Raw genomic sequence first — 26,103 nt, forward strand, 5'->3', positions numbered from 1 at the left:
ATTCAGAGCGGCATTTTCAGAGCGGCTTGGCGAAGGCTAAGTTTCTTGTTTCTGGCCCACGTGGCCGATGCCCTCTTTGAAAATCGTGCCGCGCGGCGGAAGCAAACCCATGAATTTGAATGTCAGGTACACACCGATGGAAATGGCCAGCGAGACGGCACCGAACGCGCCGGTAAATCCGTACATCACAGCCATCGGCGCGATAATGGTCCACGAAATCTCGAACGGGCCGAAGCCGATATAGGCCATGCCGTATTCAGATAGCGTGCCGGATTTCAGCTTCGGGTCGACGATCTTGAGCACGGCGATGCCGGTAGCCACGGTGGCCGTCGCCCAGCCCCAGCCGAAGATGCCGCGCTCGATCCAACGCTCGCCAAAGAACTCGGCGGGGAACCACATCAGGAAGAAGCTACAGAAGATGGTGCCCAAAATAAACAGCACCAGCAGCGCCTGCCAGTAGGAAGCGATAGCAGCAGGAACGATGGCGGCCACACCGAAGGCAATGAGGTAGTCGGTAGCAGCACCGGAGATGGAGGATACGGAATCCTTATCCAGATAATCCTCGGCACCGACGAAGTTCATGATGGCGCGGAAGATGAGGCCGATAACCATGGACATCGCAAAGAGCGGAATGGAAACATTTTCCCAAATGCTGGAAATGCCCTTATTGACGCCGTACGCCGTCATGACCGTGAGGATGATGAAGCCGAAGTGCAGCGCTAGCGGCTCGATGGAAGAAGGGTTGGTGGTGGCGCGACCAAGGGAGGGGCGATCAGCCAGGTTCTTGATGTAGCCGCGGCGAATCTCTTCCGGCAGCTCCTTGGGCACGTAGGACACCTTGCCCTTACGGATACCCCAGTTACCAGCAATAACGCCGCCGATAATCGCGGCCAGCGTGCCGACGGTCGCAGAAGTAAAGCCCAACGACGACGCCGCCTCGGCACCGACGCCCTCCAGCGCGCCACCCACAGCGGCGGCCGTGCCGAAGCCACCGGTAAAGCCAACCGGCAGCATCATGCCGAACCAGTTGGGGGTATCAAAGACCGGGGCGAAGAAGAGCAGGCCGAGCACGATGAACAGGCCCCACTGGCCGGTGAACATCATGGTGGAAAAGCCCCACATATTGCGCGCGCCCTTGCCCATGTTGCCGCCGACTTCCATGGAATACGCCATCGAGGCAAAGACCACGGCAATGAGGATGGAGGTGTAATCGCCGAGGTTATCGGAGAAGTTGATCCAGCCCAGCACGTTGGGGCCGACGAGCAGGCCAATCAGGCCGGCGGTGATGGGGGCAGGCAGCAATAAGTCCTGGAAGATAAACTTCACTTGGTGGCGCAAAATATTGCCGATGACCATGAGTAAGGAAATCCAACCCACGTCCAGCATGAGGGTATAAGCGGAAAAATCTTCCATGGGAATCCTTTCTAGCTGTGCAGTTATGACAGGCCGCTCACTTGTAGAGAGCTCGCAGATAAAAAGTACATTACCTATCATGTAGTGAGCCACAACATACGGCGGATTTTCACCCCCGCTACAATGGCACGGTGGAGCACTACCTCAGCATCATCATCGGCGCGGGCCAGGCAGGCTTGGCGACGGCCCACCAGCTCACCTCCCGCGGGCTTATCCCCGCCCAAGACTTTTTGCTTATCGATGCCAACCCCGCCCCCGGCGGCGCCTGGCGTCACCGGTGGGATTCCCTGACGCTGGGCAAGGCCCACAACATCGCGGATCTGCCGGGCATGCCCGCCCCGCTTGCCGATGCCTCCTCCCCCGCCTCCCAAGTAGTCGCCTCCTACTACGGCGCTTACGAGGACAAGTTTCAGCTGCGGCCCTACCGCCCAGCGCGCGTCCGCAGCGTCCGCCCCCTGCCCGGCACGCACAGCGCGCGCAATCTCCACGGCGCGCTCGGCCCGCGCGATGAGCGCGCAACAGAGAACCCAGACGAGCCACGCGGTGCGCACGCCTCGCACGACGAGCCCGAGCCGCGCGGCGCGTTTCTCGTGACGTTGGAGTCCGGCGAGCAGTTTTCCGCGGACGCCATCGTTAACGCCACTGGCACGTGGGATAGGCCGTATATTCCTTATATTCCGGGCATCGGCAGTTTCGGCGGGCGCCAACTGCACACCAAGGACTATTCGGCGGCGGAGGATTTTGCAGGCCAGCACGTATTGGTCGTCGGCGGTGGGCTATCCGCGGTGCAGTTCTTATTGGAGCTTGAGGGCATCGCGCAAACCACTTGGGCCACGCGGCGGGCACCGGATTTTACGGACACGGAGTTCGATAAGCAGTGGGGTTTGGATGTGGAAAAGAAGGTCCGCGAGCGGGTCTTTAGCGGCAATCCACCGGCCTCGGTGGTCTCGACCACCGGGATTCCGCCCTGGCAGGAATACCTGGATGCAGTCGAGCGCGGCGTTTTGGTCTCGCGCGGCATGTTCAATGCCATTGATGCGACCGGCGTGCGGTTTGGCGAGGCTGCGACGAGCAGCAGGACTGCGGCGAGCGACGGGGCGGCCACGGGTGGCAGGACTGCGGCGAGCGATGAATCTACGGCGCACTGTGAGACGGTGGCGGACGGCGACGGTGCTGTGAGCGGTGGGTTTGTGGGGGCATCGGAAAGCGGGGCGGCATGGCAGCCGTACCCGGCGGGCACGCACCTGGCGGTGGACGTCATCTTTTGGAATACCGGTTTTCGTCCGGTACTCGACCACCTGGCGCCGTTGCGATTGCGCTCGCGCAAGGGCGGGATTGTCATGCGCAACGAGGTCTCGCCTGCCGCGAACCCGCGGGTTTTCCTCGCCGGATATGGATCGACTGCCTCGACGGTGGGAGCGACACGGGCTGGGCGCTTGGCTGCGCGCGAGGTTATGAAGGTGCTGGGACTGTAGCGCGGGGACGATAGAGCAGGCGCCGATGGAGCGGGCGCCGCTCCCCACCAAAAGGCAGGCGCGGGGTGAAAGTGCGAAATAGAGGCAAGCAAGCACACTAGAATGGGAAAACATGTGGGAATTGGGCGAGCACTTCCGAAAGTACGCAGACGACTACCGCGATGCGGTGCATGAGCAGTTTTTCCTCATGGTGCCGGAGGCGCGGCAGGTCTTTTCCCTTTCTATGCAGGACACCCACCGGTCCATGGTGCACGCATTGGCGTGGGTGATTGAACACGCGGAGCCCAGCAGCGCCGGCACGAAGGCGGGGTCCGGGGTTGGAGCTGCGTTGCCTGAGGCCGTCCGGGAGAAAATCGCGCAGCTCGGCCGCGATCACCGCAGGCACGGCTTCCCGGCAGAGGTGTATGCACGCTTCAAGGAGGCGCTCATCAAAGGCCTGCGGGTATTGGCGCTGACGCGGTACCAATACGACTTCGCCTGCGCCGTCATCCACGAGGTCTGCGCGGAGATGGCCACCGCGGCGCGCGAGGCGGACCTGGCTGGGGAGGCGCCGGCGTATTCGGGGCAGGTGGTTGCGGTGGAGCGGCCGACGCGCGAAACCGCGGTCATTCGCGTCGAGGCGGGAATGACCGCCGACTTCGAGCCGGGGCAGTATTTCCCCGTCACCACCCAGTACCTTCCCGGCCAGTGGCGCATGCTCACCCCAGCTCAGCCAAGCGATGCCACCGGCCAGCTGGTCTTCCACGTCGCCGCGGTGGGCGCGGCTTCGCGGTCGCTTGCGCATACCAAGCCGGGCGATTGGTGGACTTTGGGCCGGCCCACCGGGTCCATCTGGCAGGACCTGCGCGCGTTGCGCGGCGGCAGGTTGGTCATCGTAGCCTATGGCACGGGCTGGGCGGCGGCGCGGTGCTTGGCGCTGGCGGCCCGCCAGGCCGCGGATGCGGGCGAGGAGGGACTCGCGAAGAACCTGGACCTGCAGATTTTTGCCGTTGCGGATAGCCCCGGCGCGCACTATGACACGCACTTCCAGCAGAACCTTACGGCCCTCTACCCCGATCTCAGCCTGCGCCGCATCATCCGGCAAGAAAACGACCCGTGGTTGCTGGGGGCACAGCCGCTTGCCGATGCCGCCACCCACACCCTCTCCCCCGACCCGACCGATGTAGTAGTCAACGAGGCCGAGTTATCCACAGGCACGCCCACCTACTTTGCCCTCTTCGGCAGCGCCGAGGAGGTAGCGGAAGGAAGGAAGGGATTGGAGAAAAGGGGCATCGGCAAGCAGTGGATCTTAAGCCACAGCTGGGGCCGCGACCGGGAGTGGCTGCCGGAGGATTATGCGGCGCAGTCTTAGTCGTTGAGTTCTAGCACCGGCAGGGAGCGGCGCGTCTTCGCTACTTCGTGCGGGTCGATATCGGCGTAGAGGATCTCGTCTTCGTAGCCGGCTTCTGCCACGCGCACGCCGTTGGGATCGACGATGGTGGAGTGCCCGATGCCGGTCGGTCCCGAGGGGGAACCGGCCTCCGCGTTGCCGCCCGGGCGGGATTGGCCCGCGGCGAGGATATAGCTGGTGGAATCCAGCGCCCGCGCCGCCGTGAGCAGGCGCCACTGCTCCAGCTTGCCGGGGCCATCCGCCCAGCTGGTGGGCACGACGATGAGCTGCGCTCCCTCGCGCGCGAGATCCTTGAACTGCTCCGGGAAGCGGATATCGTAGCAAACCACGACGCCGACGGTAAGGTCATCGACGTCAAAGGTCACCAAGGACTCCCCAGGCTGCACCGTATCGGATTCGCGGTAGTCAAAGGCATCGTAGGTGTGGATTTTCTCGTAGCCGCCCAGCACGCCGGGGCCTGCGACGAGCGCGGTATTGGATACGCGGTTGATGGTCTTATCCTCGCGCTCGATGGTATCGGCTGGGCAGAACATGCCGACTACGACGGTGACCTCCAATTCCTCCGCCGCTTCCTGAATCGCGGTGGCGAACGAGCCTTCGAGGTTCTGCGCCTGCTCGTCCAGGCGGCCCGAGCGGAAGTTCTGCGAGGTGGCCTCGGGCAGCACGATAAGGCGCGCGCCCGCCGCCGCGGCCTCGCGGATTTTATCCAGGGCGAGTTCTTGGTTGTCCTCGATGCTGCCGGTAGAGGTCAATTGCACTGCTGCTACTTTCATAAATCCCAACTTAGTGCAGCGTCACCTAGTTATCCACAGGTTGGCGATTTTGCCCTCGCGGCCACAGCCCGCAGCGGCCACGCTTAAGGCCATGAGTTATGTAGATATTCCTGAACACCTTCCCGCACATGTACGCACGTTGAGGGCGCGGCCGGCGGCGGCGTTGCCGGGGGCGCACTTAAGCGTGGCCTCTCGGACGTCCGCTTCCCTCCAGCGCGCGGTGGCGCAATGGTCTGAGACGCAGCAGCTTAGCGATGCCACCGTTTCCCAACACCTGCGCAGCCTCCACGACTTTCTGGACCGCAGCGGCGCGCTCGATTCCTCGCTCGCCGCGAGCTTGGGGAGGGTGCGATGAATCTATCGACTGCCCTGCGCCACAGCGCCGCGCAGCTCGCCGCGGACAGCGCTGGCCTGCACACTCACTATGTGGATTCACACCACGATTGGCGCTCGCTATCGCTGGGTGGGCCCGCGGGCGTGGCGGCGCGATCCGGTTTGGCGGAGGCAACCGAGTGGCTGAGTAGCCCGCTTGGGCAGATGGAGCGGGTCATCGAGGTACTCGACCGGCATGCGGACCTGCAGGCCTGGCGCGAGGAGGTGGAGGCGCGGATCATTTCCTTTTTGGGCAAGATCGACGAGCTTTCTGGGCCCGCCGCGCTAGCCGGTGCCGTGCAACTGCGGGAGGTGCGCGCGCTTGGCGATGCCCTCGATTGGCTCTGTTCCCAAGAAATCGACGCCCTCTGCACGCCCGCCGGGGCGGAACCGCCTAAGCGGCTGGAGGATTTTGCCGATCTTCCCCTCGATACCATCCACGAGATTAACCTCGCCCAGGCCAGCGACCGCGTGGCGCAGCTGGCCGCGGATAATCCCGATATGCGCATTGTGGAGACAAGCCCCGGACGGCTGGTGGCACTGGTGGATCCTGAGGGCTTTCGCACGGAGCCTGCGTCCGTGACCACGTTTGTTGAAGGCGTGCATTCCTCCGACCCCACCACCTGGCAGCGCGCCGTGGACCGTGGCCGCAATATTGCTAAGGCGAGCGGTGGTCCTGCCGCCGTGTGGTTGGGTTACCAGGCGCCGTCGAGTTTGCCGCGCGCCGTGCACGCCGATCCCGCGCGGGCGGCGGGGCAGGAGCTGGTGCGGTTTCAGCGGGGCATCGGCAAGCGGTATCCAGGCGCAAAGCGAACGGTGGTGGGCTATTCCTATGGCTCCGTCGTGACCGGATACGCGGCGCGCGAGGAGGAAATCGCCTCCGATATCGTGCTCGTGGGAAGCCCCGGCACGAGTGCTCAGCACGCCGGCGAGCTGCACGGCACTGTGTGGGCGGCGACCAATGACAATGACCCCATCGCTATCGCGACGGGGCCACTGAGCGGGATCCACGGCCCGGATCCCACCACCCAGTCCTTTGGCGCCACTCCCCTCCCCGGCGCGGATGGCCTGCCTGGGGACCACGGGTCTTATTGGGAGGACCCGCAGTTCCTGCGCGGTTTGGGCACGGTGGCCGCCCCGGAACCCAGGCCGGATTAGCGTTGGGCTGGGCAGCGCGGGGGCGTGGGAGCGTGGGGCGGGTTTAGAAGAGTCCTGCGGGGGCGTCCGAGTACGAGACCAGCATGTTCTTGGTTTCCTGGTAGTGGCCGAGCATCATCAAGTGGTTCTCGCGGCCCAGGCCGGATTCCTTGTAGCCGCCGAAGGCGCTGTGTGCCGGGTAGTCGTGGTAGTGGTTGATCCACACGCGGCCGGCCTGAATATCGCGCCCGGCGCGGTAGCAGATGTTTTGTTGGCGCGACCATACGCCGGCGCCAAGGCCGAAGTTGGTGGTATTCGCGATCTCGATGGCCTCGTCGTAATCCTTGAAGGTCGCCACAGAGAGCACTGGCCCGAAGATCTCCTCCTGGAAGATGCGCATCTCGTTGCTGCCCTTAAAGACCGTGGGCTCGATGTAATAGCCGTTTTCGAGGCCTTCGACCTTGTTCACGTGGCCGCCGGTGAGCGTTTCCGCGCCTTCTTCTGGGCCGATCTTGAGGTATTCGGTGATCTTGTCCATCTGCTCCTGAGAGGCCTGGGCGCCCATCATGGTTTCGGTATCCAACGGGTGGCCAATCTTGATCTTCTTGACGCGCTCGATGGCGAGCTCCAAGAACTTATCAGCAATATCCTCATGGACCAGCGCGCGCGATGGGCAGGTGCAGACCTCGCCCTGGTTGAGGGCGAACATGACGAATCCCTCGACGCACTTTTCTAGGTAGGAGTCATCTTCATCCATGATGTCTTTGAAGAAGATGGACGGCGATTTACCGCCGAGTTCCAGGGTGACCGGAATGACCTTGTCCGCGGCGGCCTTATTGATGAGCTTGCCCACTGGGGTGGATCCGGTGAACGCGATCTTGGCGATGCGGTCCGAACCCGACAATGCCGCACCAGCTTCCTCGCCCACACCGTTGACGATATTGAGCACGCCGTCTGGGAGGAGGTCGCCGATGATATCCATGAGCAAGAGGATGGATGCTGGCGTTTGCTCCGCGGGTTTGAGAACGATGCAGTTACCGGCGGCCAGGGCCGGGGCGATCTTCCAAGAGGCCATGAGCAGCGGGAAGTTCCACGGGATGATTTGGCCGACCACGCCGAGCGGCTCGTGGTAGTGGTAGGCCACGGTGTCTTCGCTGATTTGGGACAGGCGGCCCTCCTGCGCGCGGATGGCGCCCGCGAAGTAGCGGAAGTGGTCAACGGCCAGTGGGATATCGGCGGCCAAGGTCTCGCGGACGGCCTTGCCGTTTTCCCAGGTTTCCGCGACGGCGATCTTTTCCAGGTTCTCTTCAATCCGGTCCGCGATACGGTGCAGCAAGAGCGCGCGCTCTGCTGGCGTGGTCTTGCCAAAGGTGGCGAAGGCCTTTTCCGCGGCATCGATAGCCGCATTAACATCGGCTTCCTTGCCGCGGGCCACCTGACAAAATACTTCACCGGTCACGGGGCTGATGTTGTCCATGTACTCGCCATCGACTGGCGGTACCCACTTACCGCCAATGTAATTGTCATAGCGGTCGCGGTAGTTGACGATGGCCCCTTCGGTTCCGGGTGCTGCGTACAAAGTCATGATGGTGGTGTCCTCTCGTGCAGAAATCTCGACTGTGGCTCTTGCCAGGTGTGGTCCTTGCCGGTTATGGCTCGGACCACTGCAGGCGCTCTACCGTGGCGTATCTCACCTGCTTTCCGGCCATAGTAATGCACTTTTTCGCATCTCGCACAAAATAGGGGTGAGAAATTAACATTTCTTCACAGGCCAAAGTCCGGTTGTGCGGGCGCGACATTTCCGGGGTGAAGGCGTAGCGACTGCGAGAGGACGCGGGAACGGGTAGGCGCCGATGGGCACCGAGAGGGCTCCCGCGAATGCGCCGAGAGAGAGCACCGAGGGAGGAACCGCGGAGGTGAAGGACTTTTGGACAGAGATAAACCCTCCATACCTGTGCGGGCGCTATGTCCTGGCAAAGGTATGGAGGGTTTTAAGTTGAGGTTTCTCGTCCGCAGGACGAATTAGGCGGTTTAGCCGGTTTAGCCGCCGTTGTTTCGGCGATTGCGTTTGCGATCGCGCGCGGTGCGCGGGCTCCACATCACCACGGAGGTAGACCGCGGGACGTGGACGAGCTCACCGCTGCGCTGGGAGTGCACCGGAGCCTGCGAGCCTTGCGGACCTTGTGCGCCGCGGGTGTGCTGCCCCTGCGCTTGGGGGTGCTGCGATCCCGAGCGCTGCCCGGCGGCGAGCTGGTCGCGGAGGGCACGGACTTCATCGGCAAGCGCATCGCGTTCGGCCTCGAGCTGGTCGCGCTCTTCAGTTAGCTCGATGATGGATTTGATGCCGGCGAGATTGACGCCATCGTCTTGCGACAGCGCCTGAATCTTGCGGAGCAATTCAATATCGCGATCCGAATAACGGCGACCGCCGCCCCGGGTGCGGGCCGGGGAGACCAAACCCATGCGGTCATAGGTGCGCAGGGTTTGGGCGTGCATCCCGGAAAGCTCGGCGGCCACGGAAATGACGTAAACCGCGGTGGCGGAGCCTTCTGCCTTTCCAGTACTCATTGTGCAATGCACCTCCTGCCTTAATTGCTCTCCGCGCCGGCCCAGCCTGCGCGGGGATTAAAGCCAGAGTCCTTTTCGGCTTGTGCATAGGTGCGCAAGGCGCTGGAGGCCGCGGCATCGAGCTTGGAAGGAACGGTGACCTGCACGCTCACCAACAGGTCGCCAGCCTTGCCGGCGCGCTTGGCAATGCCGCGCCCACGCACACGCAAGGTGCGGCCATCCGGGGTACCAGCCGGGATCTTCACGCGGACCGGGCTATCCAAGGTGGGGACCGTGATGGTGTCACCAAGGGCGAGCTCGGCAAACGAGACGGGGACGGTGATGTGGATATCGTCGCCGTCACGGGTGAAGACCTTGTCTGGCTTCACGGTGACCGCAACGAAGAGGTCACCGGCCGGGGTGCCATTCGGGCCAGCCTCGCCCTGGCCGGCGATGCGGACCTTTTGGCCGTCGATGACGCCGGCGGGAATGCGGACCGTGATATTCCGGGTGCGGTGCACCGTTCCGGTGCCGTTGCAGTCCGAACATGGATCTGGGATGCGGCGGCCCGTGCCATCGCAATCCTTGCACGGGGCGGAAAAGCCGAAGGCACCGCGGTTTTCCGAGGTGTACCCGGAGCCATTGCAGGTCCCGCACGTTGAGGTCTTGCCGGAGGAAGAACCCGAGCCGTGGCACGTGGTGCACGGCGCATTACCACTTAAGGCCAGCGGGATGGTGGTCCCCTTGGCGGCCTCGCGGAAATCTAGGGTTATTTCCGTTTCGACGTCGGCCCCCCGCGACGGTTTAGCTGAGTGGCCAGCACTACCGCTGCGGTTGAAAACGCTACCGAAGATATCCCCAAAACCGCCGCCTTGAGACGATCCTCCAGTGGCTCCTCCGAAGAGGTCCGAGAGGTCGAAGTCTTGCGCACCTTGTCCACCCATGTTCGTGGATCGAAACCCGCCGGGAAAGCCGGCGCCTCCGTTCCGTCCAAAGCCACCGCCATTGCGCAGCATGGCCTTGAACTGGTCGTATTCCTTACGCTCGGAGGCATCGGAAAGCACATCGTATGCTTCCGCAACCCGCTTGAACCGGTCCGCTGCCGCGGGGTCATCGGGGTGGGTATCCGGGTGGTTTTCGCGGGCAAGCTTGCGGTACGCGCGCTTGATCTCGCTTTGGTCTGCGGACGAGGAGACCCCCAGATCCGCATAATAATCTTTGTCTGCCCATTCGGGTTTAGCGCTCACTGGGCATCTCCTCCTTTCAAGAAGAATCGGTTGTAGTTAGTAAAAAGGGCGCCGGGGGAAGTTGAATCAGTCAGTTCCCAAGGCGCCCTTTTCCCGGATTAATCGGCTTGTTCGGTGCCTTCCGAACTGCCGGAGTCCTCACCGGGGTCCGCGATGATGACCAGCGCGTTGCGCACCAGCCTCTCGCCTACGCGGTAGCCCTGGCGCAGCACGGTGCCGAGCACCTGCTCATCGCCGGAGGATAAATCCTGCACGGCCTCGTGCATCTCTGGGTCGAAGGGTTCGCCTTCTTCACCAAAGGCGGTGAGGTTGTGCTGCTCTAGGCCCTTGCGGAGCTTATCCGCAACCGCCTTGAGCGGGCCCTCTAGGTCACCGTGCTGCTTGGCCAAATCGAGGTCATCGAGGACCGGCAGCAAGTCGCTAATGACCTTTGCCTTCGCGGTTTCGATAACGGATTGGCGGTCACGCTCGGTGCGGCGGCGGTAGTTGGTGTATTCCGCATTCAGACGCTGGAGGTCTTCCGTGCGTTCTGCCAACTGCGCCTCCACATCGTTGGTGGCAGCGCCGGTGGAGGTGGGTTCATCGCCCTCCGCCTCGGCTTCGACCTCATCGGCGTTGACATCAGCCAGCGCGTCTTCGAGGTCAGCATCAAGGGTGGGATCCAACTTGGCTTCTTCGGAGGCATCAGCCTGCGCGTCGTTGGCAGCCTGTGCTTCCTCGGCCTTTTCGGCGGCAGCCTCAGCGCGGTCAGCCGAGGTAGCCTCCGGATCCGTGTTTTCCGGGTCGCCTGGGTTTTGCGGCATTCCGCTGTCCTGAGTCATTACTTGTCGCCATCCTTGTTGTCGTCGGAGTTCTCGTCTTCGTCCACAACTTCAGCGTCGACCACGTTCGGGTCGCCCTGTGCGGCGCCGGCATCGCCAGCACCCTCAGCGCCGCCCTCTGCAGCCTGTGCCTCGTAGATCTGCTTGCCCATCTCCTGGGATTCGGTGGACAGCTTCTCTACTGCGGACTTGATGGCGTCGAGGTCATCGCCCTTCAGCGCCTCATCGACGGCGTCAGCAGCCTCGGTGACCTTGGTCTTGGTGTCCTCAGAGACCTTGTCCTCGTTATCCTCCAAGAACTTGCGGGTCTGGTAGGAGGTGGACTCTGCGTTATTGCGCAGCTCCTGCTCCTCGCGACGCTTCTTGTCTTCCTCAGCGTGCTGCTCGGCGTCCTTGACCATGCGGTCGATCTCTTCCTGGGAAAGGCCGGAGCCTTCCTGGATCTTGATGGTGTTTTCCTTGCCGGTGCCCTTGTCCTTGGCGGTCACGTGGACGATTCCGTTGGCGTCGATATCGAAGGTGACCTCAATCTGGGGCACACCGCGAGGCGCCGGTGCAATGCCGCCGAGCTCGAAGGAACCCAGCAGCTTGTTGGCGGTAGCCATCTCGCGCTCGCCCTGGAAGACCTGAATCTGCACGGAAGGCTGGTTGTCTTCTGCGGTGGTGAAGGTCTCGGACTTCTTGGTCGGGATGGTGGTGTTGCGCTCGATGAGCTTGGTCATCACGCCGCCCTTGGTTTCAATGCCGAGGGAGAGCGGGGTGACATCGAGAAGCAGCACGTCCTTAACCTCGCCGCGCAGCACGCCTGCCTGGAGGGCAGCACCCACTGCAACGACCTCGTCCGGGTTAACGCCCTTGTTCGGGTCCTTGCTGGTCAGCTCCTTGACCAAGTCAGAGACGGCCGGCATACGGGTGGAACCGCCGACCAGCACGACGTGGTCGATATCGCCGACGGAAAGGTCAGCATCCTTGATGACCTGGTTGAATGGAGCCTTGGTGCGGTCCAGCAGATCCTGGGTGATCTTCTGGAACTCGGTGCGGGTCAGGGTCTCGTCCAAGAACAGCGGGTTCTTATCAGAGTCAACGGTGATGTAAGGCAGGTTGATGTTGGCCTGCTGGGAGGAGGACAGCTCAATCTTGGCCTTCTCTGCAGCCTCGCGCAGACGCTGCACGGCGCGCTTGTCCTTGGTCAGGTCAACGCCCTGGGAGCTCTTGAAGCGGTCAACCAACCAGTCAACGATGCGCTGGTCCCAGTCATCGCCGCCCAAGGTGTTGTCACCTGCAGTAGCCATAACCTCAACGACGCCATCGCCGATTTCCAGCAAGGACACGTCGAAGGTGCCGCCGCCCAAGTCAAAGACCAGGATGGTCTGCTCTTGCTCGCCCTTTTCCAGGCCGTATGCAAGCGCAGCAGCGGTGGGCTCGTTGACAATGCGCAGGACATTCAGGCCGGCGATCTGGCCAGCTTCCTTGGTGGCCTGGCGCTGTGCGTCCTCGAAGTATGCAGGGACGGTAATAACGGCGTCCGTAACATCCTCACCCAAGTAGGACTCTGCATCGCGCTTCAGCTTCATCAGCGTGCGAGCGGAAATCTCCTGGGAGGTGTAGTCCTTGTCATCAATGTTGACCTTCCAGTCAGTACCAATGTGGCGCTTGACGGAGCGGATGGTGCGGTCCACGTTGGTCACGGCCTGGTTCTTGGCGGACTGGCCAACCAGGATTTCGCCGTTCTTAGCAAACGCTACAACGGAAGGCGTGGTGCGAGAACCTTCGGAGTTAGCGATAACGGTGGACTCGCCACCTTCCAGTACGGAAACGACGGAGTTCGTCGTACCAAGGTCAATACCTACTGCGCGTCCCATGATTCATTCTCCTTTTTATCGAGTACAGTTAATAAAGTTGATTGTCAGTGACTCAACTCTTCGTTGCGTCCTTGCGCTACTCTAACAGAACTTTAGCGCTCCTACACAAAACCTTGAGCCTGTGTCACTCAATCTTAACAACGGGCCACCCTGCAAAGTTATTCCCACGGACTCAACTTTCTTGAAACTTTTCATGTTTCCCCAGCTAGGCAGGCCGCAATGATGGCACGACGTCCCAGCTTCCCCGATAACACAGCACAGAAAAACTCTTTCCCAGAGAGTCCCGCAGATCCCAAAGTCACCCACACGGCACCCCAAAAGCGCCCCAAAAAGTGACCCAAAGGTGGCCAAAAGTTACCAAAGAATGGGGCACAAAGAGGATTGTCAGCCTTCACCCGCTCGCAGATACTGGACACCACGGCAGCCGCTCGGTTGCTCTCCAGAGAATGATTGTTGTGTAGATTCACTTCCCCCACCGACATGAAAGGAAATGTCAATGCTCGATACCCTTGTACACCTCAGCTCCGCCGTTGACTTCGATACTATCGTTAAGATCACCAAGGGCATTGTTGGGCTGATTTCTCAGTCCGACTCCAACTCCGAGGGCCTGTCCTCTGTAGTTGAGGGCTTGTCCTCCCAGGGCAGCGTAGAGTCCACCACTGAGACCACCGCTGCGGCTGAAGAGGCTGCCACCACCGCCACCGCCGCAAACGCTTAAAACTCCGAGCACTTAAAACGCTCGGTAGCGTTTCACACTCCTTCATGAAGACCAGCTAAACCTCCCCCACCCTCGTTGCCGCGCGGCATGCGCTGCGCAATTAAGCTGCACAAATAAGCAGCCAGAAGGTGCGGGAGGTTGAGCTGTTTTCACGCCCTACCTATTAGATATGCGTTTGTATTTACACTAGACGCGCACGTCTATTTAGCCCGCCGCGTCTAGAAAGCATCCTTCTCGCCGTGACCCACGCCCCTCGCCCGCCGCTGTATCACCGCCTCCGATCGGCGATGACCCTCCAGCGCACCGCAGCTTTGATCGCCGCGCTGTGCGTAGCACTTACCCTGCTCGCAGCGTTTCTCACCCCAACCGAGCACCAGCTTTCCGCGGCCATCATCGGGCTTATCCTCACGGTGATCACCGCCTCTGTGTACCGCTACCCCAAGACCATGACGGTGGCGTTCCTGGGCATCTGGGTCGCTGCCATCCTCACGGTGGGCATCCCCTACGCCAGCTGTGTCTTCCTCGCCCCGGTCTTCCTCGCCGTCTTCGCATTTCACGGCACTAGGTGGCAGACCTTCTTCCTGCTCTTGGCATTTTGGGGTGTCGGCCTTATCGATCCTGGCACGCACCGGCTGGTTTTCCTCCCGGCGCCCGCGCTGGTCTGGGGCATGCTTTTGACTGTCAGCGCCCTTATCGGCGGCACGCTGGCGCATTCCGCCAAGCGCTACAAGAAGGCGATGGTGGAATGGAATAACGACGTCAAGCGGCGCCAGACCGACTTGGCGGAGACCCTCCACAATTCCGTGGTCTCCAGCCTGACGGTCAATACCATGCAATTAGAGGCCTTGAGCTTGGAATATGCCCAAACACCGGAGCTTAGCCGTCGGCTGGCTGAGCTTAGCGATGCCATGCGTGCCTCCATGTCCGAGGTCCGCGCGCTCACCAAAGTACTGCGCACCAATATCGAGGGCACCACCGAGACCACCAGCCTGGGGACGATGGCCCCGCCCACCAGCTTTGCCCAGCTGCTTAGCCGCGAGGAAGAGCGGCTCTCCAAGCTCAACCGGCGCCCGGTCGTCAATATCAGCGGGCACGATTTCTGCCCCGAATTTCCTCCCACGGTGCTCGAATCCATCGCCGCTATTACCACCGAGGCGTGCCTGAACGCTGTGAAGTACTCGCCGCCCGGTGCCGAGATTGCCATTTCAGCGCGGCCTCATAGGGGCTGGACGCAGCTTAGGCTGAGCAATCCCATAGCCAAGCCCACGGCCACCTCGGCGGAGACATCGTCAGGCATCGGGCTTTCATCCATGCAGCGCATCGCAGCAACTATCGATGCCAGGCTGGATACGAGGGGCATCGACAAGCGCTGGGAGCTCACCCTATCCCTGCCACCTTCGGCGCATAAGGCGCGTTAATTATGCCACGCCGCATGGCAGGCCCGCGCCCCGTTCTATTAAGCTATGCCTTGCTTATTTTGACGTAGATTTTATGACAAGGAGATTGGTTATGCAGACCGCGCTCGCTAGCATCCTCACGCCCTTAATGATGTCCACCTCCCTTTTCGGTGCGGACCTCACCCCTGGCGATCTCCCCCACAACACCAAGTACGAATCCTCCGTAGAACTCGTCTTCGGCTGCCCGGCTCCATGGTGCTTCGAGTAAAGACAGCGCTGCTGCTTGTCGATGACGACCCCCTCGTCCTCCAGGCCCTAGGCCACTACTTTGCTACCGCCGAGGACATGGAGGTCCGCGCCACCGCGGAAAACGGCAAGGACGCCCTGGAGCAGCTAAAGGCCAACGATATCGATGCGGTTATCGCCGATATTCACATGCCAGAAATGGATGGCACAGTATTATTGCGCGAGATCAACAAGCTGGAGGATCCCCCAGTCTTCATCGCGATGACGGCGATGGATGACGATGACACCCTCAAAGAGGTCATGTCCCACAAGGCCGCAGCCTATATCCTCAAAAGCTCCAAGCCCGCCTATATCCAAGATACGGTGCGGGAGGCGGTGCGCGGTGGCACGGTCGTCGCCCCGCAATCTTTGACGCGCCTCTTCCAGCAGATGCCGGAGCTGCAGACCGATAGCGATGCCGCCGCCCCGGACCACAGCCCGGAAGCACCCACCATCTCCCCGGCACAAGAGCGCATCCTCGACCTAGTCTGCGAGGGCAAATCCAATGAGGAAATAGCCACCAGCACCCACTATGCCGCCGGCACCGTCAAGAAATACGTCTCCAGCCTGCTCAGCGAATTCCATGCTAAGTCCCGCCTCGAACTCGCCGTCAAAGCGCTGAAAGCCGGCTACGGGAAATAGGGGCTTTCCTTGAGAGGGCACCTGCACAGCACAATGCGCCCCCGCAACGTTTCGTATGCGTTGCAAGGGCGCTGCTTTGACCGCTTCTAAGTCAGCTTCTCAGAAGCCGGCAGTGCCAGGTAACTGCCACTAGCTTTCTTAAGCGTTGCGGTTCCTACGCACCAGGAAGAGACCGCCTGCAATAGCCATTATTCCGGCAATCACCAGGCCGATGACAGATGCACCGGTATTGGCAAGGCCAGTGGTTCGCTGCGAGTGGTCACCTTTGGCAGGGGCTGGCGCCGTCGTGCTGGTGGCGGCATGAGACTGCGACCCATTCTGCGGCTGGGTGGTCTCCTGCTGCTTGCTGGGCTCCTGCGGCTCAGTTCCCTTAGGCTCGCTCGACTTCGGCTTTTCCGGCGTCGTGCTCGGTTCCTTATCCTTGTTCTTTCCCAACGGCAGCAATGGCACAGGGAGCAGTGGCTGCGGCAGCGTCGGCGTCGTGGTAGACGAAGGCGTAGTCTCAGGGCTTCCCGAAGGCTCGCAGTCCGGATCCTCAGACTCAGGCTCCGTGGAAGGAACCGTGGTCTTGCCACTCTCGCTAGGCGTTGGCTCTGACGGTTCGGATGGCTCCGAAGGCTTAGGAGACTCAGACTCCGATGGCTTGCAGGTAGGCGTAGTCGTCTTGGTCGTCGTCTCCGTAGAGGTAGTAGACGAAGGAGAAGAAGGCTCAGGATCCTCTTCCGGATCAGGCTTCGGCTCAGACCCCTCCGGTTCAGGCTCAGGATCCTCGGTCTCTGGTTCCGTGGTCGTTACCGTGGTCTCGCCATCTTCATTGGGCGTAGTCTCCGAAGGCTCTGACGGTTCCGTTGGCTCCGTTGGCTCCGACGGTTCAGGAGAATCCGAAGTAGTCGTCGCCTCCGTAGACGGGGTAGAAGAGGTAGAAGACGGCTCCGACTCCTTTTCCGTATCTGGCTTTGGTTCAGTTTCGCTTGGAGTAGGCGCCTCTGGGTTTTCATCGACGGTCAGCGCGGCCTGAGCAGTATCTAGCTTAGCCAAAGGGGCATTACGGCTTTCAACCTTGACACCAAAGTTGTCCTGGCTGGGATTGAATGAGCACTCAGTAGACTCCACCCGTTGCTTTACACGGATGGTAGAGCCTTCGGGGATCCACACGTCACCAGCCAAATTCTCTTCATTGATCTTCCACTGGTAGCGGCTCAACCAACGATAACCATTGAAATCTGTAGCGTCAGAACCCGTATAAATCGTCGGCTTAGCAATTGGGTTCACGGTGCGCTGTGGATAGGCGTCACTTGGGAAGACCGTATTGGTCAGATCCTTTCCATCTGGACCCGTCACCTTAAATTCTGGTTTACCATTCAATTTGAAGTGGTCAACATCGGTTCCCAGCCACAGATCGGCCATCCAGGTTCCGTAATGACCTGGGTTTTCAAAGGTAAGCGTACCCTCAGCATCTCGGAAGCAGGCTTGTCCGATATCGCGCATTTCCCAGTCACCATATGTCCAGTCCAGTGTCGGACGGATAGTCATTTCGGTCTGGACTGTGACTCCGAGCTCTTCCCCGTCTTTGACGCTCTTATTGACTGTGGCAGGGAAATCCAGGCTAAAGGAAGGCTTCGGTCCAAGCGAGAGATCACGGGCCGAAAACTCCAGAAGCACTGCATTCTGATCTGGGTACGGGACTGTTCTGAACGGCGTTCGTTGCTTTCCATCGCCCCACTTAAAATTCAACTTATCCACCGACGGTACCGTCAATTTCGGATCTACCTGTAGGACGAAGATGACTGCGGTGACATCAGACTTGCCATATGTCCACGAGCCCGACTCTGGATATGGCGCCTCACCTTCAACTTCAACGTGGGCATTGACGGTATCGCCTGGTTTTACCTTGGTTTTATCCGTGTCCAAAGTAATGTTCGCCGTTTTGACTCCATGCCACCGCTTATCACCGTGGGATGTCGTTAATGACTTGTCAGGAATGAAGGCATTAGCGGATGTAGGGGTTACGACCGCAGCCCCCCCTACCGTCAGGAGCGAAGCAGTAAGCAACGCCATTACTTTCGTGGAAGCTTTTCTGGAAGTCCTCATGGAAACCTCTGGCAAGTAGATGGATAGGGGCTAGAGAATGCTTAAGATTCAGCCGTGAACATTAACATGAGCTGTGAAAAGCGTGTACCTCATGTACAAGGTTGGACACATATCGACTTCGCATGAGCGGCGATCTGGGTGAAATGCAGCCCATGCCCATTTACCCCACATCCCCGCACGGACCTGACCTCGCTAGACCGTCTTTAACACGGTTAATCTCGGGGAAACCACGCCTTCAATGCCAGACTGCAGCTACCCCCTAAACCTCTGTACGCAGCACGTTAGTCTTTCCGTTTTTACCCCCGAGTGTGATTTTGCAAACGAGACTAGCGTCACGTTCCTTCCACCCCTATAATCAGGTTAACAGCAAAGGGGTAAAAATCCTTGCGTACCAGCGGATTTATGCCGTTCCCGGTACTTATACCCCGTTCTGGAACATAAAGGGCATTGCACTTTTACTACATAGAGTGCTCACCCTTTTTTAATATCGTCACTTCGTAGAAAGCAGGTGAGTGTTGAACACCAACTTGGCACGCGTCCGCCGCCATAGCGACAGGCCCCCGGTCACCAATACCGATAGCACTATGGCTTGTTGATTCGCTTGGTGTAAACCACCGAGCAGCGGCGCGCGCATTCCGCGTGTTCCACTCATTGCCACGTGTGCGGCGTTAAAACGCCCCGCATGCTTTCTCATTTCCATAGACTTACCAGCCACTTTCTGCCACCGGCGCTAAAAGTCACAGCATAAAGGCCACACCGCGGTGTGGGTTGGCCACCAACCTGGAAGTACACGTTTCGAAAAAGAGGTTGAATTTCACATGACTTCTCCCGCATACACCCGCACGCCACTATCTGATGATGTTGAGGCCGTACTGCCCTCCGCCATTAAGCGCGCGCAGGGCTGGCTTGATTCCACCGCAGATGAAAAGGACAAGGCCACCGAGCAGCTCGCGGAGCTGCTGCGTGATGACAATGGTGTGCGGTTCACCATGGACTTCGTGGACCGCGTCATGCGCCCGGAGGATGACAAGGTCGCGGCCAAGGCGCTGAAGGACATTTCCTCCCAGTACGATCCTTCCTTCCTGGGCAGCATCAATGGCGCACTCGTTGGCGCCGGCGGCTTCTTCGGCCCCATCCTGCCTAACCTGGTCATGCCGGTAGCACGCATGTACATGCGCAAGATGGTTGGCCACCTGGTGCTGGACGCGGAATCGGATGCGCTCAATGACACCCTGGAAAAGGCCGCAGCCTCCGGCGAGCAGTTGAACCTCAACCTCCTGGGCGAGGCCGTGCTCGGTGAAGAAGAAGCAAAGTCCCGCGCACGCCGCACGCTGGAGCTCATCAAGAACCCGCGCGTGACCTACGTATCCGTCAAGGCGTCCTCGATGGTGGCGCAGCTGAATAACTGGGACATCGGCAGTTCCGTAGAGCGCTTGAAGGACCGCCTGCGCCCGCTCTACCAGGAAGCCGCACGCCGCAACCCGCAGGTCTTTATCAATATGGACATGGAGGAATACCACGACCTCCACCTGACGCTGCGCCTGTTCAAGAGCCTTTTGAGCGAGCCGGAGTTCAAGAACCTGGAATCCGGCATCGTGCTGCAGGCCTACCTACCCGATACCTTCGATGCCCTCCAGGACATCGCGGAATTTGCCAAGCAGCGCGTGGCAGAGGGCGGCGCCAAGGTCAAGGTGCGCATTGTAAAGGGCGCCAACCTGTCCATGGAGACTGCTGAAAGCGAAGTCCACGACTGGCCGCTGGCTACCTACACCAACAAGCTGGACGTTGACGCTAACTACTACCGCCTGCTGGATTACATCCTGCAGGAGGAATTCGCAGACTGCATCCGCATCGGCGTGGCCAGCCACAACCTGTACACCGCCGCCATGGCCTACGAGCTGGGCGTAAAGCGCGGCGTGCTGCACATGCTGGATTCTGAGATGCTGCAGGGCATGTCCCCGGCGCAGCAGGCAGCCGTGCGCAAGGTCTACGAAGGCCGCCAGATCCTCTACACCCCGGTGGTCCACGCGGACGACTTCGACGTCGCCGTCTCCTACCTCGTGCGCCGCTTGGAGGAGAACTCCGCGCCGCAGAACTTCCTCTACGCCCTCTTCGCCCCGGGCGAGGAGCCATTGGCAAGCCAGGAAGAGACCTTCCGCAAGGCCGTGGCCAAGCGCTGGGATACCTTCGCTGGATCGCGCCGCACCCAGAACCGCCTCGAGGATTCCGGGCGCCAGGCACCGGATTCCGGCCGCTTCAGGAACGAGCCCGATACGGACCCGGCAATTACCCCGAACCGCACCTGGGCCAAGCGCGCGCTTGCAAATGACCCTGGTGAGCACGGCGTCCAAGAGGTCACCGACCCCTCCGCCGTGGAAAGCTACGTCGCTCGCGCCAAGGAACTGGGCACCGAATGGGGCAAGCGCCCCGCCGCAGAGCGCGCCGCGGCTCTGGACGCCGTCGCGGATCAGCTGGCCGCCAAGCGCGGAGACTTCATCTCCGTGGCAGCCTATGAGGCGAATAAGACGGTCACCCAGACTGACCCGGAGGTCTCGGAAGCCATTGACTTCTGCACCTACTACGGCCAGTCCGCCCGCTTCTTGGAAGAGGCACACTCCGAGTTCCACCCGCACACCGTCACCGTGGTGACCCCGCCGTGGAACTTCCCCATCGCCATTCCTACTGGCGGCATTGCGGCTTCCTTGGCGGCGGGCTCGGCGGTCATCGTCAAGCCTGCTCCCCAGGTGGTCCACTGCGGCAAGATGGTGGTTGAGGCCTTCCGCACCGCACTCGAAGCAGAAGGTTTGGACCCGGATCTGGTGCAGCTGGTGCTGACTGATGAAGGCGACGCCGGCAAGGCCCTGCTCTCCCACGATGACGTGGATAACATCATCTTGACCGGTGCCTCCGATACCGGCGCGCTCTTCCGCTCCTGGAAGCCCAAGATGAACCTGATGGCAGAGACCTCCGGTAAGAACGCGCTGGTCATCACCCCAGCCGCCGACCCGGACCTGGCCATCCAGGACCTGTACAACTCCGCCTTCGGCCACTCCGGCCAGAAGTGTTCGGCCGCTTCGCTGGTGATTTTCGTTGGTGCTGCGGGCAAGTCCAAGCGCTTGCGCGAGCAGCTGCTGGATTCCGTCAAGACCCTGAAGCCTGGCCCGGGCTATGACATCACCACCACGATGAACGGACTGGCTGAAAAGCCGAGCGAGAAGCTGCTGCGCGGCCTGACCCAGCTGGAGCCGGGCGAGAAGTGGCTGCTGAAGCCGGAGAAGCTCAACGAAGAGGGCACCCTGTGGTCCCCAGGCATTCGCGATAATGTCCAGCCGGGCTCTTGGTACCACAAGAATGAGTGCTTCGGCCCCATCCTCGGCATCATGTACGCCGATACCTTGGAAGAGGCCATTGCTTGGCAAAACAGCACCGGCTATGGCCTGACCGGCGGCATCCACTCCCTGGATGACAATGAAATCGAGTACTGGATCGACAACGTTGAGGTGGGCAACGCCTACGTCAACCGCGGCATTACCGGCGCGATTGTTCAGCGCCAGTCCTTCGGTGGCTGGAAGAAGTCCGTCATGGGACCGGGTGCGAAGGCCGGCGGCCCGAACTACGTGGCCCAGATGGGTACCTGGACCGATGGCGAGCTCAAGCCGCGCGACGTGGACATTGCCCCGGCCAGCGTGAAGATTCTGGAGCGCCTGCGCGATGAGCTTTCTGATGAGCTCAGCAAGGACGATCTGGAATGGCTCTGGCGCTCCGCCGAGCTGGACCGGATTGCGTGGCTCGAGGAATTCGGCCGCACCCACGACCGCACCGCGCTGGTTTCTGAGGCCAACCGCTTCCGCTACCGCCCGCTGTTGACCAAGCTGCGCATCCGCGTGGGCGAGGACTACAAGCTGCGCGATGTCGCCCGCCAGGTGCTGGCCTCCGGCATTACCGGCACCGAGACGGAAATCTCCGCCGCCCCAGAGGTTGCCGCCCAGCTGCAGGAGCTCGGCTTCGACGTGAAGTCCATTTCTGATGGTTCCTTCGCCGCCGCCGTGGCCAATGACGAGTCCTCCCGCGTGCGTGCCCTGGGCACCGTGCCGGATTCCGTCTACGAGGCAGCGGTGCGCTCCAACTCCGTGGTGCTGGATCAGCCCGTGCTTGCCGATGGCCGCCGTGAGCTCATGCCTTACCTCCTCGAGCAGGCAGTCTCCGTGACCATGCACCGCTTCGGCATCATCCGCAACGTGGGCAACCTGCGCGACTAATACGCCAGTTGCCGTCCTCACGGTATACCGACTAAGCGCCCCGCCTTCTCCCCTTCCTGCTGGGAGTTGGGTGGGCGCTACCTTTTTCTCCGCTTTTCCGGCGCTATCTCTAGGTGGTTTCCTGTGGCATAGTAGATGAATGACTACGCCAGAAAACCATTCCCCTCACGGCGCGGGGCAGCACTCGGGCCAGGACGCGGCGCAGCGCGCGCAGTACCCCTCGGCGCTTGAGGACAACGCCGTCAACCGCAAGGCCGATGCGAAAAACCCCTACGCCGCGCCGCTGGTCTCCCCCGATGAATCCCAGCTGGGCGCTGAGGTAGCCACCGCCGATCCCGCCGATCGCGATAATAAATCCGCCGTGCTGGCGAAAGACTTCCGCAGCATGGCCAAGATTTCGGTGTGCTTTATCCTCATCGCGGCAGGACTTGGCCTGGCGGGCTTCCTGCTGCGCTTTATTTGGGTGGGCCTACTGCCGGTTATCCTGGCCATCCTGGTATCCACGGTGCTGTATCCGGTCACCGCCTGGCTGCGGTCCGTAGGCTTTCCCCGCACTCTGGCAGCGGTCACGACGCTTTTGGGCTTGGTGGTTATTTTCGGCGGCATCTTTGCCGCCATGGCGCCCATGGTCACCGCGCAGTCCAAGGTTCTTATTAATGAGGCCGAAGCAGGCATTATGCAGCTGACCAAGATGGTCAACGATTCCCCGCTGGATATTGAGGTGGACCAGCTGCAATCGGTCTTCCAAGACATCGTGACCTTTGCCAAGGGCCAGGCCTCCACGATTGCCACCGGCGTGCTTTCTGGTGTCTCCATGGCCAGCTCCATTGCGGTAGCCACCGTCATCATGCTCTTTATCACCTTCTTCATCATTAAAGATGGCGATAGGTTCTTGCCCTGGCTGCGCAAATACACCGGCAATTCCGCCGCATGGCACATCACGGAGCTCACCTCGCGCGTGTGGAAGACGCTGTCTGGCTTCATTCAGGCCCAGGCTATTGTTGCGCTTGTCGATGCCGTCTTTATCGGCCTCGGCCTCTGGGCCCTCCAAGTCCCACTGGCACTGGTCATCGCGGTCATTACCTTCTTCGCGGGCTTTATCCCCATCATCGGTGCGGTCACCGCCGGCGCCCTGGCCGTCATCATCGCCCTGGTATCCAATGGCCTCACCAATGCGCTGCTCGCGCTGGCGCTTATCATCATTGTCCAGCAGGTAGAAAGCAACGTCCTCCAGCCCATCCTGCAGTCCAGGGCCATGGGCCTGCACGCGGCCATCGTCTTGCTTTCCATCACCGTGGGCTCCACCCTGGCCGGCATCGTCGGTGCTTTCCTCGCCGTGCCGGTCGCCGCAACGATTGCCGTTGTCCTGCGCTACCACGCAGAGATAGCCGCCCTGCGCGCCGGAGAAGTCTCCCCCGATGACATCGAAGTCGTCACCGGTTCCAAGTACACCTCCAAGGACGATAAGGATGAGAACGCGGACAATACAACCCTCGAGACCGAGCGCACCGACGAAGGAAACGACAGCAGCAGCCCCCGCGAGGAATCTCCTCGCGATAAGGTAAAGCAGCTTTTCGCGGCCATGAGCCCGTTGCAGTAGCTTCTGGAAAACACAACATTCCGCTAGGTTCAATAAGCCGGTGAAGAAGTAGTTTTCTTCTCACCGGCTTTTCTTATGACCAAACTTGCATACGTTACACTCGCAAACATTGGGGTGCATATTTATTATCTTTCGGACGACTAATAAATTTTTTAGCTCCACTCTCCGGCAGATAAATTGCAGCCAGATCGCCCATCCTCAAATCTCCGACCTGCGCCCATAAGGCTATAACCAGCACATTTCCAGAAGACCCCTGACGTTAGATAAATCTAGTAGGCAGCTCATTTTAAGGTAACGATAATCACACTCCAATTAATTTGTACGAGAACATCTAATTTTTTATTTTATTTACAGGGGAAACCTTCTCATGGTTCCCACAATTCCCTCGCCAACACCTCATACAAGCCCCTCTACAGGTTAGGTGTTAAGCACAGAAAGGCTTTTCACGCATGAAGAAAACTGCATTTATCCGGTCCGCAAGCGCTGCGGCAATCTTCGGACTCACGCTGTCCCTGGGCGGAGTAACCGCCGTGGCTCAAGATGGCGCTCCAGCTGCTGCCCCCGCCGCTGTCATCGACGAAAATGCGCCGGTGACCCTGACTATTGATAAGCGCCTGAACCCCACCAGCATTGGCGCCCCTGGTTCCGGCACAACAGATCCAAGTGCAACCGGTAACCCACTGGCGGGCGCAACCTTCACTGGTATGCTCCTTGACACCAGCGGAGTAGACCCGAAGCAATTGGGCAATCTGACTGCAGACAACTATACGGAGCTTGGCGCTAAAAAGACGGGAACCACGGTCACCGGAGAAACTGATCAAAATGGTCAACTGAAGTTCGATTCGCAGAATTCCCCCCTCGAACAAGGCATCTGGCGATTCGAAGAAACCATCAATGGTGAGGTCACGGATGTCAAAACCGGCAAAACTTACCAATCCTCCGAGGTAGCCCCCTCCACCCCATTCATCGTCTCCCTGCCCTATACCAACGGTGAAGGCAATGGATGGAACTACAATGTGGTGGTTCAGCCGAAGAACACCACCGCAGGCGTTACCAAGGAAGTCAAAGACGAAGACAAGAACGTCAGTGACAACATCAACTACGTCGTCCACGGCAACGTTCCAGTGATCCCGAATAACGAAGAGCTCCAAGGCTTCCGTCTTGAGGATACGATCGATACCGATAACCTCGAGCTCGTTGATGCAAGCGTGAAACTATCGAATGACGACCCGATCGCTGAAGGTACTGACTACTCCCTGACAGTCAATAAGGACGCGAACAGCGAAAACTACGGCAAGGTCGAAGTTAGTTTCACTAAGGCCGGATTGACAAAGCTTTCAAGATTGGATGCTGGAACCACCGTCGATCTCACCATTACCGCCAAGGTGAAGGAACTGGCAGGCACCGATGGCATCGCGGTCAACAAGGCTCAGCAGTTCGTGCACTACCCCAACCAAGAGGAGGAAACTAAGACCGAATCCAATGAGGTCAAGTCCTACTGGGGCCAGGTCAAGGTAGTTAAGACTGAAGAGGGCTCTCAGACTCCTCTGAAGGGCGCTGAATTCGAGCTCTACCGCTGTGACGGAACTGAAACGCAAGCTAATCAGCTAAGTGACCAGAAAAAGATTTCGATCAACGGCACTTCTAAGTGGGAGACTGCTGACGACGGCACCGTACTGATCGATGGCGTCCACGTCACCAACGTCGAAGATAATTCAAACCAAATCAACAAATCCTACTGCCTCGTAGAGACCAAAGCCCCACGGGGATTTGTTGCCACCTCCGAGGTCCACTCCTTCCAGCTGGCCTCCAGCGAAGACAAGCTGAATACCGCTTCGCCAGTCCAATACGAAGCACAGATTAAAAACAAGCGTTCCGAGATGCCTCAGCTCCCGCTTACCGGTGGCATGGGTATTGGCATCCTAGGCGCACTGGCTGTACTGGTAGCAGGCGGTGCACTCTGGTTCGCTCGCCGCGCGAACAAAGAAAGCTAAACCGAATCATCGGTTGAGCACCCGGGAGTTAATTCAACTGCATACGGGCACCTAACTCCCACATACGTGAGCTGTCCCCT

19 protein-coding genes are annotated in these 26,103 nt (G+C 60.3%); 11 read left to right on the forward strand and 8 right to left on the reverse strand.

The window, feature by feature from the left end; genetic code table 11:
• Positions 1 to 36: 36 nt before the first annotated feature.
• Positions 37 to 1,413: a sodium/glutamate symporter gene (locus HMPREF1267_RS11085; RefSeq protein WP_023029299.1), complete on the reverse strand. Its 1,377-nt coding sequence runs from the start codon at positions 1,411 to 1,413 to the stop codon at positions 37 to 39.
• Between the two features lie 131 nt (positions 1,414 to 1,544).
• Here HMPREF1267_RS11085 and HMPREF1267_RS11090 point away from each other — a divergent pair, with 131 nt between their 5' ends.
• Together HMPREF1267_RS11090 and HMPREF1267_RS11095 are read left to right on the forward strand one after the other, a co-directional pair.
• Positions 1,545 to 2,888, forward strand: a complete 1,344-nt coding sequence (locus HMPREF1267_RS11090; RefSeq protein WP_023029300.1) for an NAD(P)-binding domain-containing protein — start codon at positions 1,545 to 1,547, stop codon at positions 2,886 to 2,888.
• Positions 2,889 to 3,000: 112 nt separating this feature from the next.
• Positions 3,001 to 4,239 (forward strand): FAD-binding oxidoreductase, encoded by a 1,239-nt coding sequence (locus HMPREF1267_RS11095; RefSeq protein ID WP_023029301.1) that lies wholly within the window; start codon positions 3,001 to 3,003, stop codon positions 4,237 to 4,239.
• On the opposite strand, the gene HMPREF1267_RS11100 is transcribed toward HMPREF1267_RS11095, so the two are convergent.
• A complete protein-coding gene (locus HMPREF1267_RS11100) occupies positions 4,236 to 5,051 on the reverse strand; it encodes a carbon-nitrogen hydrolase family protein (RefSeq protein ID WP_023029302.1) in 816 nt (271 codons plus the stop codon). The genes HMPREF1267_RS11095 and HMPREF1267_RS11100 overlap by 4 nt on opposite strands.
• Positions 5,052 to 5,142: 91 nt before the next feature.
• On the opposite strand from HMPREF1267_RS11100, the gene HMPREF1267_RS11105 reads away from it, so the two are divergent.
• Both HMPREF1267_RS11105 and HMPREF1267_RS11110 read left to right on the forward strand, forming a co-directional pair.
• The gene (locus HMPREF1267_RS11105) at positions 5,143 to 5,406 is read left to right on the forward strand and encodes a hypothetical protein (RefSeq protein WP_034667264.1); all 264 of its coding nucleotides are present in this window, start codon (positions 5,143 to 5,145) and stop codon (positions 5,404 to 5,406) included.
• Positions 5,403 to 6,581 carry an alpha/beta hydrolase gene (locus tag HMPREF1267_RS11110; RefSeq protein WP_023029303.1) on the forward strand — a complete coding sequence of 393 codons (1,179 nt, stop codon included), beginning with the start codon at positions 5,403 to 5,405 and terminating at the stop codon, positions 6,579 to 6,581. Before HMPREF1267_RS11105 ends, HMPREF1267_RS11110 begins: the two co-directional genes overlap by 4 nt.
• Positions 6,582 to 6,624: 43 nt before the next feature.
• Here the strand turns inward: HMPREF1267_RS11110 and HMPREF1267_RS11115 are convergent, their stop codons facing one another.
• The 5 genes from HMPREF1267_RS11115 to dnaK all read right to left on the reverse strand — a co-directional run bounded on the left by HMPREF1267_RS11115 (position 6,625) and on the right by dnaK (position 13,037).
• The gene (locus HMPREF1267_RS11115; protein ID WP_023029304.1) at positions 6,625 to 8,145 is read right to left on the reverse strand and encodes an aldehyde dehydrogenase family protein; all 1,521 of its coding nucleotides are present in this window, start codon (positions 8,143 to 8,145) and stop codon (positions 6,625 to 6,627) included.
• A 455-nt stretch (positions 8,146 to 8,600) separates the two neighbouring features.
• Complete coding sequence (locus HMPREF1267_RS11120; protein ID WP_023029305.1) at positions 8,601 to 9,128, reverse strand: heat shock protein transcriptional repressor HspR; 528 nt, start codon at positions 9,126 to 9,128, stop codon at positions 8,601 to 8,603.
• 20 nt (positions 9,129 to 9,148) lie between these two features.
• Positions 9,149 to 10,354 carry a molecular chaperone DnaJ gene (gene dnaJ, locus HMPREF1267_RS11125; RefSeq protein WP_005279391.1) on the reverse strand — a complete coding sequence of 402 codons (1,206 nt, stop codon included), beginning with the start codon at positions 10,352 to 10,354 and terminating at the stop codon, positions 9,149 to 9,151.
• 98 nt (positions 10,355 to 10,452) lie between these two features.
• Entirely contained in the window at positions 10,453 to 11,175 is a 723-nt protein-coding gene (gene grpE, locus HMPREF1267_RS11130) for a nucleotide exchange factor GrpE (RefSeq protein WP_005279390.1), read from the reverse strand.
• Positions 11,175 to 13,037 carry a molecular chaperone DnaK gene (gene dnaK, locus HMPREF1267_RS11135; protein WP_023029306.1) on the reverse strand — a complete coding sequence of 621 codons (1,863 nt, stop codon included), beginning with the start codon at positions 13,035 to 13,037 and terminating at the stop codon, positions 11,175 to 11,177. Before dnaK ends, grpE begins: the two co-directional genes overlap by 1 nt.
• 496 nt (positions 13,038 to 13,533) lie before the next feature.
• On the opposite strand from dnaK, the gene HMPREF1267_RS11140 reads away from it, so the two are divergent.
• From HMPREF1267_RS11140 to HMPREF1267_RS11150, 4 genes are all read left to right on the forward strand, one after another.
• On the forward strand, positions 13,534 to 13,755 hold the full coding sequence (locus HMPREF1267_RS11140; protein WP_023029307.1) for a hypothetical protein: 222 nt from the start codon (positions 13,534 to 13,536) through the stop codon (positions 13,753 to 13,755).
• 239 nt (positions 13,756 to 13,994) lie between these two features.
• Entirely contained in the window at positions 13,995 to 15,173 is a 1,179-nt protein-coding gene (locus HMPREF1267_RS11145) for a histidine kinase (RefSeq protein ID WP_232215143.1), read from the forward strand.
• A gap of 91 nt (positions 15,174 to 15,264) precedes the next feature.
• On the forward strand, positions 15,265 to 15,420 hold the full coding sequence (locus HMPREF1267_RS13200; protein WP_005285046.1) for a hypothetical protein: 156 nt from the start codon (positions 15,265 to 15,267) through the stop codon (positions 15,418 to 15,420).
• Positions 15,405 to 16,079, forward strand: a complete 675-nt coding sequence (locus tag HMPREF1267_RS11150; RefSeq protein WP_023029309.1) for a response regulator transcription factor — start codon at positions 15,405 to 15,407, stop codon at positions 16,077 to 16,079. The genes HMPREF1267_RS13200 and HMPREF1267_RS11150 overlap by 16 nt, the downstream gene beginning before the upstream one ends.
• A 138-nt stretch (positions 16,080 to 16,217) precedes the next feature.
• Here HMPREF1267_RS11150 and HMPREF1267_RS11155 read toward each other — a convergent pair whose 3' ends face one another.
• Positions 16,218 to 17,990, reverse strand: coding sequence for an LPXTG cell wall anchor domain-containing protein (locus HMPREF1267_RS11155; protein ID WP_232215144.1), 1,773 nt, complete (start codon positions 17,988 to 17,990; stop codon positions 16,218 to 16,220).
• Between the two features lie 998 nt (positions 17,991 to 18,988).
• Between HMPREF1267_RS11155 and HMPREF1267_RS11160 the strand changes: the two genes are divergently transcribed.
• The 3 genes from HMPREF1267_RS11160 (at position 18,989) to HMPREF1267_RS11170 (ending at position 26,023) form a co-directional block, all read left to right on the forward strand.
• The gene (locus HMPREF1267_RS11160) at positions 18,989 to 22,429 is read left to right on the forward strand and encodes a bifunctional proline dehydrogenase/L-glutamate gamma-semialdehyde dehydrogenase (protein WP_023029311.1); all 3,441 of its coding nucleotides are present in this window, start codon (positions 18,989 to 18,991) and stop codon (positions 22,427 to 22,429) included.
• A gap of 139 nt (positions 22,430 to 22,568) precedes the next feature.
• Positions 22,569 to 24,029, forward strand: a complete 1,461-nt coding sequence (locus HMPREF1267_RS11165) for an AI-2E family transporter (RefSeq protein WP_023029312.1) — start codon at positions 22,569 to 22,571, stop codon at positions 24,027 to 24,029.
• Positions 24,030 to 24,478: 449 nt separating this feature from the next.
• Positions 24,479 to 26,023, forward strand: coding sequence for a SpaH/EbpB family LPXTG-anchored major pilin (locus HMPREF1267_RS11170; protein WP_023029313.1), 1,545 nt, complete (start codon positions 24,479 to 24,481; stop codon positions 26,021 to 26,023).
• Positions 26,024 to 26,103: the final 80 nt, after the last annotated feature.

The sequence above is a fragment of the Corynebacterium sp. KPL1824 genome (genome assembly GCF_000478095.1).
Taxonomy (GTDB): domain Bacteria; phylum Actinomycetota; class Actinomycetes; order Mycobacteriales; family Mycobacteriaceae; genus Corynebacterium; species Corynebacterium accolens.

Bases quoted from the DNA above. Each gene is read 5' to 3' on its own strand.
- HMPREF1267_RS11085 (WP_023029299.1), bottom strand. From the start codon at position 1,413: ATGGAAGATTTTTCCGCTTATACCCTCATGCTGGACGTGGGTTGGATT.
- HMPREF1267_RS11095 (WP_023029301.1), top strand. From the start codon at position 3,001: ATGTGGGAATTGGGCGAGCACTTCCGAAAGTACGCAGACGACTACCGC.
- HMPREF1267_RS11100 (WP_023029302.1), bottom strand. From the start codon at position 5,051: ATGAAAGTAGCAGCAGTGCAATTGACCTCTACCGGCAGCATCGAGGAC.
- HMPREF1267_RS11105 (WP_034667264.1), top strand. From the start codon at position 5,143: ATGAGTTATGTAGATATTCCTGAACACCTTCCCGCACATGTACGCACG.
- HMPREF1267_RS11110 (WP_023029303.1), top strand. From the start codon at position 5,403: ATGAATCTATCGACTGCCCTGCGCCACAGCGCCGCGCAGCTCGCCGCG.
- HMPREF1267_RS11115 (WP_023029304.1), bottom strand. From the start codon at position 8,145: ATGACTTTGTACGCAGCACCCGGAACCGAAGGGGCCATCGTCAACTAC.
- HMPREF1267_RS11120 (WP_023029305.1), bottom strand. From the start codon at position 9,128: ATGAGTACTGGAAAGGCAGAAGGCTCCGCCACCGCGGTTTACGTCATT.
- grpE (WP_005279390.1), bottom strand. From the start codon at position 11,175: ATGACTCAGGACAGCGGAATGCCGCAAAACCCAGGCGACCCGGAAAAC.
- dnaK (WP_023029306.1), bottom strand. From the start codon at position 13,037: ATGGGACGCGCAGTAGGTATTGACCTTGGTACGACGAACTCCGTCGTT.
- HMPREF1267_RS11140 (WP_023029307.1), top strand. From the start codon at position 13,534: ATGCTCGATACCCTTGTACACCTCAGCTCCGCCGTTGACTTCGATACT.
- HMPREF1267_RS13200 (WP_005285046.1), top strand. From the start codon at position 15,265: ATGCAGACCGCGCTCGCTAGCATCCTCACGCCCTTAATGATGTCCACC.
- HMPREF1267_RS11150 (WP_023029309.1), top strand. From the start codon at position 15,405: ATGGTGCTTCGAGTAAAGACAGCGCTGCTGCTTGTCGATGACGACCCC.
- HMPREF1267_RS11160 (WP_023029311.1), top strand. From the start codon at position 18,989: ATGACTTCTCCCGCATACACCCGCACGCCACTATCTGATGATGTTGAG.
- HMPREF1267_RS11165 (WP_023029312.1), top strand. From the start codon at position 22,569: ATGACTACGCCAGAAAACCATTCCCCTCACGGCGCGGGGCAGCACTCG.
- HMPREF1267_RS11170 (WP_023029313.1), top strand. From the start codon at position 24,479: ATGAAGAAAACTGCATTTATCCGGTCCGCAAGCGCTGCGGCAATCTTC.